Annotated in this window: 16 protein-coding genes and 1 tRNA gene; 5 read left to right on the top strand and 12 right to left on the bottom strand. The window is 41.2% G+C overall.

Annotated features, from left to right (window positions below; translation table 11 throughout):
• Nucleotides 1-5: 5 nt before the first annotated feature.
• Genes ACKGJO_RS13345 through ACKGJO_RS13355 form a run of 3 tightly spaced genes read left to right on the top strand, consistent with a single transcriptional unit; the run spans nucleotide 6 to nucleotide 1,641 of the window.
• The gene (locus ACKGJO_RS13345; RefSeq protein ID WP_411323940.1) at nucleotides 6-581 is read left to right on the top strand and encodes an SCO family protein; all 576 of its coding nucleotides are present in this window, start codon (nucleotides 6-8) and stop codon (nucleotides 579-581) included.
• Complete coding sequence (locus tag ACKGJO_RS13350) at nucleotides 578-1,024, top strand: copper chaperone PCu(A)C (protein ID WP_411323941.1); 447 nt, start codon at nucleotides 578-580, stop codon at nucleotides 1,022-1,024. Before ACKGJO_RS13345 ends, ACKGJO_RS13350 begins: the two co-directional genes overlap by 4 nt.
• Nucleotides 1,021-1,641 carry a class I SAM-dependent methyltransferase gene (locus tag ACKGJO_RS13355; protein WP_411323942.1) on the top strand — a complete coding sequence of 207 codons (621 nt, stop codon included), beginning with the start codon at nucleotides 1,021-1,023 and terminating at the stop codon, nucleotides 1,639-1,641. Before ACKGJO_RS13350 ends, ACKGJO_RS13355 begins: the two co-directional genes overlap by 4 nt.
• A 77-nt stretch (nucleotides 1,642-1,718) precedes the next feature.
• Here ACKGJO_RS13355 and ACKGJO_RS13360 read toward each other — a convergent pair whose 3' ends face one another.
• The 4 genes from ACKGJO_RS13360 to mce all read right to left on the bottom strand — a co-directional run bounded on the left by ACKGJO_RS13360 (nucleotide 1,719) and on the right by mce (nucleotide 3,497).
• Nucleotides 1,719-2,135 (bottom strand): hypothetical protein, encoded by a 417-nt coding sequence (locus ACKGJO_RS13360; RefSeq protein WP_411323943.1) that lies wholly within the window; start codon nucleotides 2,133-2,135, stop codon nucleotides 1,719-1,721.
• Nucleotides 2,136-2,339: 204 nt separating this feature from the next.
• Nucleotides 2,340-2,837 carry a hypothetical protein gene (locus tag ACKGJO_RS13365; RefSeq protein ID WP_411323944.1) on the bottom strand — a complete coding sequence of 166 codons (498 nt, stop codon included), beginning with the start codon at nucleotides 2,835-2,837 and terminating at the stop codon, nucleotides 2,340-2,342.
• A 122-nt stretch (nucleotides 2,838-2,959) separates the two neighbouring features.
• Nucleotides 2,960-3,033, bottom strand: a tRNA-Pro gene (locus ACKGJO_RS13370).
• A 59-nt stretch (nucleotides 3,034-3,092) separates the two neighbouring features.
• Nucleotides 3,093-3,497, bottom strand: a complete 405-nt coding sequence (mce, locus tag ACKGJO_RS13375) for a methylmalonyl-CoA epimerase (protein ID WP_411323945.1) — start codon at nucleotides 3,495-3,497, stop codon at nucleotides 3,093-3,095.
• A 320-nt stretch (nucleotides 3,498-3,817) separates the two neighbouring features.
• On the opposite strand from mce, the gene ACKGJO_RS13380 reads away from it, so the two are divergent.
• Nucleotides 3,818-4,918 carry an AI-2E family transporter gene (locus ACKGJO_RS13380; protein WP_411323946.1) on the top strand — a complete coding sequence of 367 codons (1,101 nt, stop codon included), beginning with the start codon at nucleotides 3,818-3,820 and terminating at the stop codon, nucleotides 4,916-4,918.
• Complete coding sequence (locus ACKGJO_RS13385; RefSeq protein WP_411323947.1) at nucleotides 4,918-5,703, top strand: toxin-antitoxin system YwqK family antitoxin; 786 nt, start codon at nucleotides 4,918-4,920, stop codon at nucleotides 5,701-5,703. Before ACKGJO_RS13380 ends, ACKGJO_RS13385 begins: the two co-directional genes overlap by 1 nt.
• Here the strand turns inward: ACKGJO_RS13385 and ACKGJO_RS13390 are convergent.
• From ACKGJO_RS13390 to rsmD, 8 genes are all read right to left on the bottom strand, one after another.
• On the bottom strand, nucleotides 5,695-6,303 hold the full coding sequence (locus ACKGJO_RS13390; RefSeq protein ID WP_411323948.1) for a flavin reductase family protein: 609 nt from the start codon (nucleotides 6,301-6,303) through the stop codon (nucleotides 5,695-5,697). The two genes, ACKGJO_RS13385 and ACKGJO_RS13390, sit on opposite strands and share 9 nt — an antisense overlap.
• An 82-nt stretch (nucleotides 6,304-6,385) precedes the next feature.
• Nucleotides 6,386-8,146, bottom strand: coding sequence for a DNA polymerase/3'-5' exonuclease PolX (gene polX / locus ACKGJO_RS13395; RefSeq protein WP_411323949.1), 1,761 nt, complete (start codon nucleotides 8,144-8,146; stop codon nucleotides 6,386-6,388).
• A 114-nt stretch (nucleotides 8,147-8,260) separates the two neighbouring features.
• Nucleotides 8,261-8,626 carry a YraN family protein gene (locus ACKGJO_RS13400; RefSeq protein ID WP_411323950.1) on the bottom strand — a complete coding sequence of 122 codons (366 nt, stop codon included), beginning with the start codon at nucleotides 8,624-8,626 and terminating at the stop codon, nucleotides 8,261-8,263.
• Nucleotides 8,616-9,191: a GbsR/MarR family transcriptional regulator gene (locus ACKGJO_RS13405; RefSeq protein ID WP_411323951.1), complete on the bottom strand. Its 576-nt coding sequence runs from the start codon at nucleotides 9,189-9,191 to the stop codon at nucleotides 8,616-8,618. The genes ACKGJO_RS13400 and ACKGJO_RS13405 overlap by 11 nt, the downstream gene beginning before the upstream one ends.
• A 76-nt stretch (nucleotides 9,192-9,267) precedes the next feature.
• Nucleotides 9,268-9,555, bottom strand: a complete 288-nt coding sequence (locus tag ACKGJO_RS13410) for an FmdB family zinc ribbon protein (RefSeq protein WP_411323952.1) — start codon at nucleotides 9,553-9,555, stop codon at nucleotides 9,268-9,270.
• A gap of 70 nt (nucleotides 9,556-9,625) precedes the next feature.
• Nucleotides 9,626-10,819, bottom strand: coding sequence for a pyridoxal phosphate-dependent aminotransferase (locus ACKGJO_RS13415; RefSeq protein WP_411323953.1), 1,194 nt, complete (start codon nucleotides 10,817-10,819; stop codon nucleotides 9,626-9,628).
• An 81-nt stretch (nucleotides 10,820-10,900) separates the two neighbouring features.
• A complete protein-coding gene (gene coaD / locus ACKGJO_RS13420; protein WP_411323954.1) occupies nucleotides 10,901-11,404 on the bottom strand; it encodes a pantetheine-phosphate adenylyltransferase in 504 nt (167 codons plus the stop codon).
• 10 nt (nucleotides 11,405-11,414) lie between these two features.
• Nucleotides 11,415-11,969 (bottom strand): 16S rRNA (guanine(966)-N(2))-methyltransferase RsmD, encoded by a 555-nt coding sequence (rsmD, locus tag ACKGJO_RS13425; RefSeq protein WP_411323955.1) that lies wholly within the window; start codon nucleotides 11,967-11,969, stop codon nucleotides 11,415-11,417.
• Nucleotides 11,970-12,027: the final 58 nt, after the last annotated feature.

Below are 12,027 nucleotides of genomic sequence, written 5' to 3' on the forward strand. Positions count from 1 at the left end.
AAACCATGAAAAAACTTTTACTTTTTATACTCCCAATTCTTTTTTTCGGATGTAGCAGAAACCCGGACGTGATCGACGACATGGGGGATGCTTCATTCCAGCTTATGGATCAGGACAGTGCTGCTGTGTCTTTCCCAGACGATTTTCAGGGAAAATACGTTGTCATGGGATTCATTTATACCAACTGCCCTGATATATGTTCGCTCATCACTCAGAACCTGATGAAGATCCAGAAAGATCTGAACTACCCTGAGGATGTTGAATTTGTAGCTGCCACTTTTGATCCGGTGCGTGATACGCCCACTACCCTGAAGCAATACGCCAGCTCATTTGGAATAGATGAGGGGTTTACATTTCTGACTGGTGATTCAACTGAAGTTTTTGCCTTGATGGATAGCGCCAGGGTACGAAGTCAGGTTTCTATGACTCAGACCACTGAAGATGGACGTGAGTTGTATTTTATTAACCACTCCGACAAGATCATGGTGCTCGATAAAAAATCGCGGGTTATTTTTGAATACGGTGGGAGCCAGAAAGTAGTACCATCAATTGTAGTTGAAGATCTAAATAGAGTACGATGAGAAATTTATTAATTGGGTTATTGGCGTTAGGCATTTTGGTTTCGGCTTGTAGTACTGAAAAAAAACAGGAAACAGAAGCGGGTGTCATTGAAGAACCGGTAGAACAAAGAGTACGGCCAGCAGCAAGTGGTGGGACAAGCGCTGCCTATTTTACCTATACAAATAAACTTAATGAGCCTGACACCCTACTTGGAGTTAGCAGTGCCGTTGCAGCCTTGACCCAGATCCATGAAACATATGAGACAGAAGACGGGATGATGGGAATGCGTGAGAAAAAAAATCTCTCGGTTCAGCCCAAAGATACAATGGTTTTTAAGCAAGGTGGTTTGCACGTCATGCTTATTCAGCTTGATAAGAACCTGAGTACCGGGGATTCCGTGTCAGTAATACTGCAATTGAGTAAGGCCGGTGAGATTGAGATCAAATTGCCGGTAAAAAATTGAGTAAAAAGCTAACCTCAGAATCTTATTCTAAAGACGCCCGTAACTATGAGGAAACATGGGCGAATTATCTGGATCATACGCACGCAAAATTGCTTGCCGAATTTAAAAGTAACCCGGATGATGAGATACTTGATGTAAGTGCAGGAACGGGTTTGTTTGCGGAACATCTGATAGAGGCAGAATATGAATTTGATACAATGACTCTTAATGATGTGTCGGCAGGAATGCTCAAGCTGGCAAGACAGCGATTTGAGGGTAGGGTAGATCTAAATTTCACGTGTTTTTTTGCTGAAGAACTGGGTTTTGAAGACTCTGCTTTTGATATCGTAATATCGATGAGTGCCTTTCATAATTATGCAGAGCAAGAAAAGGCATTGCATCAAATACATAGGGTTTTAAAGGCCGATGGTTGTTTTTACCTATTAGACTGGAACAGGACAGGACTGTTTAGTTTGATCAACTACGGAATCAGTAAAATGGTACCTGAAATTATCAACACTAGGTCGGCCACAGAAACCAGAAAGATGCTGAATGAAAGAACCTTCCGTGTAATGGTTGAAAAGGAGTGGAGATATAAATATTGGGAGTTTTATCTTTTTAAAGCTTTTAAAGAATAAAACTACCGGTTGAGGGAGGGCAGGAAAAGCCTATTTGAGGCTATTTAGCTGGCCGTTAGTTTCTAAATCTTTCCAAATCAATAATATTCAACCACTGCAGTGATGGCGCCCTGATAGTGACCGCTTAGTTGCTGTAGGTCACTTACTGTACCATTAATGGATATCTGATGCTCACCATTATCAGAAATTGTCTGATCCGCGGCTAATTCTTCAAAATCAAGCGTTTCACCATTCCCGTTTGTTATCTGATCGGTGTTTTGAATATGAACATTGACGTCAGAACCGGGTGTAGTAACGAGAGTAAATGCACCGGCTTCAAAATCTTCAAAAGCATTAACAGAAGTGAAGTCGATGAGGTGTTCGCTCAAAGTAGTAAAACTTGCACCGCTAATTACTTCTACCCGGGCTTGCATTACGGCGGTTACCTGTGCATTAGTTTGGAGAATAGATCCGGAAACTAAACAGATCAGTATGGAGAGAATTAGTGTTTTCATTGAATCTCTTGTTTTATTTCACCTGCAATTTATTAATTATTCTTAATATTAAAAAATCTTAATGTTATGAAGGGTAGTAAACCTCTCCCTTGATGACCAAAAATGCCCTAAATGGAGGGTTCAGGGGTGATTTTTACACTTATTAGAAAATAAGGTTAAGCCTTTGTGGTGAGCCAATTATTAGAAAAACCCAAATATTGCTGATCAGATGCGTAGAAATCGTTTGATCTTGATCATTCTTGCACGCTTTTTCAATTGGATCAGTTTTTCAGGTGAGAGTCCGGCTTCGTCCGGATTTAATTCAACATCTTTTAAAGCGTTTTCGGGATCTAATACACCCAGATGATTGATAAAAGTTGTCAGATGAGAGCGGAGATAGTTACTTCTGTTTTTATCCAAAAGGTCGAGAATGGTGTCCCATTTTTCCGGTTTTACTGAACATTCAATACCAAGCCCAATAGCGTCAGAGTTGTCAGTACTATTAAGGCAAATTTCAAGCTGCAGTTCCAGACTTTTAGGGAGAGGTTCAGGGCGCAGTAACTTTGGACCTTTATGTTTTTGATAGCCCTTGGGAAAAAAACTCTTCCACATTTCACCGGTAGAGGGGTCATGATAATATACTTCGAACGTTTCAAGGTTCTTGCGAAGTGGAACCATGCTGTTAATGCGTTCGATCTGTCGTTTGTTATCAATGATATACATAATGGTACGGTCTTATGTGTGTCTGATCATTTTTACCTGAACCTATACATAAAGTTCCCTGAGAGAAATTTGTTACAATTAAAAAAGGGATGTCAGTATAATACTGACATCCCTTATCAATGTCGGGGCGACTGGATTTGAACCAGCGACCTCTCGACCCCCAGCCGAGCGCTCTACCTAGCTGAGCCACGCCCCGATCATTGCTATAAAGATACGCCCTTTGTGGCCTGTCTTCAATTCTAATTAATGTATAATCTAGGATTCTTTTTTACTTTGGCACAGCTCTACCAAAACCCCGTTGTTGTCTTTAGGATGCACAAAAGCCACCAGTTTGTTGTCGGCCCCATCCTTGGGTTGTTCATTCAATACGGTGAACCCTTCTTTTCTGAGGCGGTCGAGTTCTGCGTGGATATCTTCCACTTCAAAGGCGACGTGATGCAGTCCTTCCCCTTTTTTAGCCACATACTTTGCAATCACGGAATCATCATTTATGGGGCCAAGTAGCTCAACTTTAGATTCCCCGGTTTGAAAGAAGACGGTTTCTACCTTTTCACTTTCAACCACTTCCGTTTTGGTTGGTTTACTGTTCAGGATCCTGGAGTAGGTTTCAGTTGCTGATTTGATATCTTTGACAGCAATACCAATGTGATCAATATGCATAGTGTATTAAATATGATTTAAATTAATGATGAACCGAAGCAGTTAATAACTGAAACATGCCTGAAAGCTGGATCAAGTCTTTTATTGTGAATCTAAATATGCTCATCAGGAAACAGAAATAGTTAACATTAACGGAGAGTATGTGCTATGTACAAAGGAAATAATTTATCTTTAAGTTAATCTTCATGAAATTGGGTAATTATAAGTAACATATAGGTTTATTGAGAGTACAAGAATTTCACCCTCATGGTCAAAAAACGTTTTAAAAGTTATATTAATTTTATTGAAATATCAGCAGCCGTAAAAAGTAATCAAATTACATGCCTAAAAAGTTAATGCACCATCCCCTTTCTTCGCAAGAAAACTATCCCTTTTGGTTTAAAACGACGATAATTTTAATTGGTCTGAGCCTGCTGATCACTTTACTTACTTCAGCAAAATTCATTTTAATGCCGGTGGCATTTTCTGCTTTCCTGGCGATGCTTTTGAACCCGCTTGTTAAGTTGTTTGAGAAACTTAAGGTTGGTAAGGCTTTAAGCATCCTTTTGACAATGATCGTTGTCATCGTTGTTTTAGCCGGTATCCTATTTCTGATATCAGTACAGTTCACTCAATTTGCTGAGCGCGTTCCTGAAGTAACAGAAAAGTTGAAAACAGTATCTGGGCAGGCTATAGGTTTTCTTGAGGAGCAAGTAGGAATTTCTCAGGAGGAACAGAGTAAATATATTGAGCAGGGTATCAATAACCTGATTGATCAGAGTGGCAATCTTGTGAGTTCTGTAGTGGGTGCAACAACCAACATGTTTACGGTTTTAGGACTGTTGCCTATATTTGTTTTCTTCATGTTGTATTATCAGGATATGTATCGGGTCTTCTTTCAGAAATTATTTGCTGCAAAAAAAGGAGATTATACTCATGTAAATAATTTACTGGACCGCATTCAGGAAGTGACTCAAAATTATTTGGGCGGAATGCTGACAGTGATAGGAATTTTGGCTCTTTTGAATACCATTGGGTTATTCATAATTGGCCTTGAACATGCCCTTTTCTTTGGCGTGTTTGCTTCTCTGCTTGCTATCATACCTTATATCGGTATAATTATAGGAGCTTTGCCGCCACTTTTATTTGCTTTGTTACTGACAGACTCTCTAATCGCCCCATTACTGGTGATCGCTGTCTTTTCAACGGTTCAGTTTCTGGAAGGTAATTTTATAACGCCAAACATCGTAGGTTCAAAAGTCTCTATAAATCCATTTGTTGCTATGCTGGCACTTATCGTTGGCGGGCAATTATGGGGCATCTCAGGTATGATCCTTTTCGTGCCCTTGATCGGTATCCTTAAGGTGATATTTGACCAGATTCCTGAACTTAAACCTTATGGATATTTACTGGGGAATACGATTGAATACAATAAAGATTGATGGCTTTAATTTTCCGAAGTATTGTCTATCTAATGCTCTTTTTTATAGTCTCTTCTTGTGCGGAGCAGTCAAATGGAAGGAGCCACTATTTTCTGAACGGATATGAAAATCTGGAATTCAGGGATGAAAATGGGAATGTTGTTTCACCTAGAGAATTCATCACAAGTGGAAATACGAATGGGGCACGCCATTATATGATCCGGGATACAAGCTTAAATTTAGTTCATAGAAGATCGGGGGATCCATACTCAGGCTATATCAGAACTTTTCATCGGCATAGATACAATATCCAGGCCGAATTTGATGAGGGCAAGATATTCAGATTAAGATATTGGTACCCAAACCGTACTTTGGCAATGGATCAAAATTTCATTGAAAAGACAATGTCATTATGGAATTCGACCGGGAATCTTATGGCATCTGCCAACAAGGATGAGATGTATTATTATTACTCCGGTTCTCAAGGTATCAAGGAGATCATCATGGATACAATGCATAGTTACTACGACAGAGAAGGCCAGCTCGAGCGTTATACTGTAAGAAGGGATTCAGCAAGTATCCATTTTGACAGTGCCGGTACTATGCGCCGGTATTTTCCTTTTAAAGCAGGTGTTGGATTTCATGGGATAGTTAAAGAATGGCATGCAAACGGCCATCTCAAAGTGATCGGTGAGTATGTAAATGGTCGTCAGTCGGGTGATTGGGTAGAATATGACAGTCTTGGTAATGAAGTGAAACGGGAAAGGTACCCGGATCGCAAAATTGGAAATAGGACTCTAAATTGAGGAAACATCGCCCGGAAAGAAAAGGTCGCGAACGTGTGTGTAGTTTGCCGCCATTCTTCCGATTGGGTCATATTTCTGGTAATTCACCTTATCGTTTTCCATGTACACTTCATCATTGATGTGGTAGCAAACGAGTTCAGCGATTATCTGATTAAAATTACCAAATTCAAGAACCTCCCGAAGAATGCATTCCATACTGATGGGAGCCTCAGCGACCCGCGGAGCAGTCACAATTTTACTTTCAGCTACGGTCAGGCCGGCTTCTTCAAATTCACTGACATCCTTAGGGTAGACAATGCTGCAATGGTGCATCTTATCGGCAAGTGAAGCTGAAGTCATATTGATCACAAAATCACCACATTCCCTGATGTTGGCAAGCGTGTCTTTATCACCTGTTTTTCCAACGTTTTCAGCCGGGCCACTGGCGATCATGAACATTATTGGATTAGTGGAAATGACATTGAAAAAACTATAAGGAGCAAGATTTGGGATCCCGCTTTTTCCAACAGATGATATCCATGCAATGGGTCTTGGGACTACAGTACCTTTGACAAGTTTTACGATATCAACTTCCGAGAATTGGGTTTTGTCGATGATCACTTCGAAATAATTAGAGGTTAAAATTCAGGCCAAAGGTAGCTAATTTTCGATACCATGCATAATGAACCAAATTTGAAGGGACCTACCTTGCCTTAAAAAAATCCATCACTTCATCAGCACTTTTTGCATTTAATACACGGTCTTTTCCATATTTTCCCTTTCGGGCAATCCGAACTCCGAATTCAATGTCATCAATACCCTCGATAGTATGAGCATCAGGATTGATTGACGTCATCATGCCCGTCTCCCGGGCTATATTTCCAAATCTCCAGTCGATATCCAGTCGGTGAGGATTTGCGTTGATCTCAATTGCCGTGTTGTGTTCAGCGGCTAATGCAACGAGTTCATTGAGGTCAAGATCGCTGCCGTTTCGTTTTAAAAGCAGGCGACCTGTTGGGTGTCCAAGGATTCTTGTATATGGGTTCTTTATAGCATTCCGCATGCGTTGCATCATCTGTTCACGAGGCATGTTAAGGGATTGGTGCACGCTGGCAACAACAAAATCGAATCCATCCAAGACCTCATCTTCATAATCGAGAGAACCGTCTGTAAGGATATCAGATTCGATCCCTTTGAATATGACGAAATCTTTTCCGGCTTCTCTGAATTCTTCGTTCAGCTGGTCGATCTCATCCCACTGTTTTTTGATCTTATCAAAAGAAAGTCCGCCTGCATAGGCTGCCGTTTTGGAATGGTCAGTTAATCCGAGGTATTCATAACCACGAACCATGCAAGCCTCAGCCATCTCCCGGATCGAATATTTACCGTCACTGTAAGTACTGTGAGCATGAATGACTCCACGAATATCATCGTCTGTGATTAGTTCCAGAGTGTTCTGTTTTTCGTAGATATCAAATTCTCCACGGTCTTCCCGGAGTTCAGGTGGCACAAAATGGAGATCCAGTTTTTTATAAATATCTGCTTCACTATTGAACGCAATAGGCGAATCAAAATCAGTCTCGCCTTCATTATTCAGTTTGAAGAGGCCATATTCATTTAATCCCATGCCGCGTTCACGGGCGCGTTGCCTCATCACTACATTATGCTCTTTGCTTCCGGTAAAGTACATGAGTGCAGCCGGAAACTCCTTGTTTGATACGATCCTAAGATCAACCTGCCGGCCTTCTTTGGTTCTTACTGAACTCTTGGTATCACCGCGTCCCAATATTTCAGTAACGCGTTCATGGTTGGTAAATACATCGAAAAGATCTTCAATGTATTCTTTTTCGGCAGCTATCAGAATGTCTATATCTCCAATTGTCTCAAGTCCTCTGCGGTATGAACCGGCTACTTCGATCTGCTGCACACCTTCAAGGTCTTTCAGGCTTTCAAATATTGGGGTAGAGATCTCTTTGGCTTCGTCCAGTCTGCAACGCTCATTGAATTTTTCCATCCACTCAATGGACTTCATGATCTTCTCTGCCGATTTCTTACCCAATCCTGAAAGAGAAGCAACCGATCCGTCTTTCAGTCTTTCCTTTAATTCTTCAATCGTACTGATGTCCAGTTCATTGTGGATCTTGTAGGCATTCTTCGGGCCCAGTCCTGAAATATTAAGCCAATCAACGAGGTCTTCCGGAACCTTTTCCTTAAAGGCTTCGAAAACAGGCATCTTTCCGGTTTCTTCAAGGGCATAGATATCCTCAGCAATGGATTTACCTACTCCCTTTATATCCGTAAGGGTTTTGTTCTGAATGTAATCATCGATTCTTCCCTGTAATCCTTCAATGGATTGTGCTGCTCTGTCAAATGCGATGACCTTGAAGCGATTCTCGCCGGCAAGCTGCATCAATTGTGAAACTTCACGGAGTTTGGAAGCAATTTCGTCGTTAGTAAAAGGCATATTTTAATTTTAAATGCGGTAATTAATAATGTTAGGTGCAAGGTGCAAGGTGCAAGGTGCAAGGAATTCAGTAAAAAACACTTGCCCCTTGAACCTAACACCTTGTGCCTATATCTACCTATAAGCATCCTCAATATGATTAAATTCCGGTGCTTTATTTTTTTTCTTTACGATACCAATTATATCGAATCTCACAGGCGAATCATGCATATCATTTTCCCGGATCCACGCTTCAGCAGCTTTAAATACATTTTTGACTTTGTTTTCCGTTACGTATTCAAAAGGCTGTCCGAATTTAGTGGATGATCTGAGTTTCACCTCTAAAAATACAATAACAAGACCATCCTGAGCTATGACATCAACTTCAGCACGATCAAAAAAATAATTTCGATCCAGTATTTGCCAGCCTTTAGATTTCAGAAATGTACAAGCCAGATCTTCACCGCTATTTCCGATCTCCCGGCGAGATTTATCGGTCATCGTTTTTTTTCTTTCCCGCCAGAGACTCTTTGACCTCCACGAGTTTCACAAGCTGTTTCAGGAAGCCAAGATTCTTCTTATTGATGTAGGGCAAAAGGGCATCGGTGAATCGTTCGAACATCTCAAGGAATTCCATATAGTTTTCAATGCGAACCTTAAACTCCTTGCTCTCCTGATCCTCTAAACCGCCCGATTCAAGGGTTTCAACACACTTAACTAAGTTTTCACGAATTGGAGCGATCTCTCGTTGCTGACGCTCCCGTATAATGGTTGAAACGATCTTCCAGACATCCGTTTCGGCAGAATAATAATCCTTTCGGTCACCGGGATAGCCTGTTTTGTGGATCAGCTCCCAGTCAACCAGTCGCCTCAAATTCATATTGGCATTACCGCGACTGATGTCGAGTGTTTCCATGATGGAGTCTGTATCCAGGGGCTGAGACTCGGCATAGAGTAAGGCGTGAATCTGGGACATGGTCTTGTTGATGCCCCAGGCTGATGCCATTTCACCCCAAAGAAGTACAAACTGATCTAAGGCTTCCTGATATGCTTTACTGTGTTCCATCTGGTTAATGGTTTATTCGTTAATCGTGATTCGTATAATGGAAATAAGATACGAATAACGATTAACCATTAACGACTTATGATTTCTTTTCCTTTACGGCATCTGTTTTTGGAGCTTCAGCTTTGGTCTCAGAGCTGACATTATCAGTAGTATCAGCGGGAGGAGTAGAAGCTGATTTACGTCCGCCATCTTTATAGTCGGTAACATACCATCCATCGCCTTTGTAAACGACACCTCCGCCACCTGAAATAATCCTTCTCACTTTTTGACCGGTAGTTGGACAGGTTGTGAGAGCAGGTTCGCTCATTTTCTGCATGATCTCAAAGGTGGATCCGTCTTCTCTTTTATATTCGTAAGTAGGCATGGTGAATATTGTAAATTAGTTAATGATGAATTTTAAATGGCTTAAACAAATTTTGTACCATTTTCATCATTTAAGTCAAACTTGCTAAACCTTTTTTCAATCGGTTGATGGCTTCTTTCAGGTCATCCATAGATGCTGCATAACTCAGTCGGATTCCATTGGGTTCGCCGAAGGCATCACCGGGAACAAGGGCTAATCCAAACTCATCCAGCAAATAGAGGCACATGTCGGTTGAAGATTCGATTTTTGTGTCCTTAGGAGTTGATGAGCCTATGTAGTGTGAGATATCCGGAAACACGTAAAAAGCTCCACCAGGCGTAAAACAACTGACACCTTCAATGGCATTCAATGCTTCAACAAGGTAATCCCGGCGTTCTTTAAATTGTTCGCGCATGGCAATAACTTCATCAAGATCACCTTTGTAAGCTGCTTCTCCTGCTTTTTGTGAAATAGAGGAGGGCGCTGATGTTTCTTGACTCTGGATCTTTGAAACGGCTCCAGTGATCTCATCATTGGCAGCCAAATAGCCCAATCTCCAGCCGGTCATAGCAAATCCTTTTGAAAATCCATTGATGAGAATGACTCTGTCTTTGAGTTCAGGTGCAACATTTAAAATACTGACATGCTCACCTTCAAAAACGATATACTCATAGATTTCATCAGAAATGATGTAGACTTGAGGATAATTTTTTAGTACCTCTGCCAAATCTTTCAGCTCTTCAGCGGTGTATTGGGCTCCTGTTGGATTGGATGGCGAGCACAGGATAAGAGCCTTGGTTTTATCAGTAATGGCTTCTTCAAGTTGCTTAGGGGTCAGTTTGAAATTGTTTTCAAATGAAGTTCTAACAGGTACGGATGTTCCTTCAGCCAACCGCACCATTTCGGGGTAGGAAACCCAGTAAGGAGCCGGAATGATCACCTCGTCACCCGGGTCGACCAATGCCAGAATACTAAACCCAATAGATTGCTTGGCACCGTTTGAACAGATGATCTGTGAAGCATCGTAATCCAGATCGTTGTCTCTTTTTAATTTATTGCAAATGGCTTCACGTAATTCCGGAGTACCGGGATTCATGGTGTAGCCATGAAAGCCGTCATTGATCGCTTTTATAGCAGCGTCACAAATATGCTTCGGAGTTTTAAAATCCGGCTCGCCGGCGCTAAGCGACACAATGGACTTACCCTGTCTTTTTAATTCCTTGGCTCTGCCGGTGACCTTGAGGGTTGCAGAGGGTTGTAGTTGTTGTGCACGTTTTGAAATCATCTTTTTAACTGGGTATTAAGGCTATGTTTTATATATAATGATATAAGGTAATCAGTTTTAATAGTCAGCGTATGACTTATTCTACAATTTTTCCTTTTCCCTGAACTTGTTTTTGAGTGCTTCGGCAACAATCTCAGGCACAAAAGAGCTTAGATCTCCATCCCAATAAGCTACTTCTTTGACTATGGAGGCTGAAATAAATGTGAATTCTTCATCAGGCATCAGAAAAACAGTATCTACTTCAGGAGCGAGCCGTTTGTTGGTCAGCGCCATACGAAATTCATATTCGAAATCTGAGATCTGTCGTACACCTCTGACGAGGGTATCGGCATTCATCTTTTGAGCATGATCAACCAATAGTCCTGTGAACTGATTAACAGTGACATTTTTTGACCATTCCTTATCATCAATACAGGTTTTGATAAGCTCAACTCGTTCTTTTCCACTGAATACAGCATCTTTTTTATTATTTACAGCAACTGTGACAATAACTTCCTCGAACAATTTAGTTGCTCGCTTAAGAATGTCCAGGTGACCGTTTGTGATAGGATCAAAAGAGCCGGGATACAGGGCAATGGTTTTCATGGTCTGATTTTTATTCTGAATCTACCGGATGCTTTTGAAAGATGCTAACAATAGTACGACCATAGGCTTTAGAGAAGGTGCAATTAGGATGATCCTTGAAGTCTTTGTATTTATCATGTTCAAGCATTAGCCACCCTTCATCGGTTAGCCAGTTGTCAGAAAGTATTTGATCGATTATCTCGTCCATAAATGGATAGTCGTAGGGAGGGTCGCAAAAAATAAAATGGTGAGGAGTAGCCATACCGTCCAGGAATTTCTGAACATCAGAGCAAACGATGCGCATCTGTTTTTCAATACCAAATTCTTTGGCGGTCTTCTCAATCTGCTTAACGTTCTGAGAGTCCCGATCTACAGCAGTTACATGTTTTGCACCTCGCGAGATGGCTTCAAATCCCAGGTTTCCGGAGCCTGAAAACAGATCTAAAATGATCGTGCCCTCCATGAAAACCCTGGCTTCGATCAGATTGAAGATACTTTCCTTGGTTCTGTCTGTGGTTGGACGTACGTCGAGCCCTTTTGGGATGGTAAATTTACGCCCTTTTAATTTTCCTGTAATGATCCGCATGGCGGAGAGTTTATTTTAAGTTATAGGTACCAAATGAACTATACCCGTAATTTAACAC

The organism is Gracilimonas qinghaiensis (assembly GCF_046602855.1).
Taxonomy (GTDB): Bacteria; Bacteroidota; Rhodothermia; order Balneolales; family Balneolaceae; genus Gracilimonas.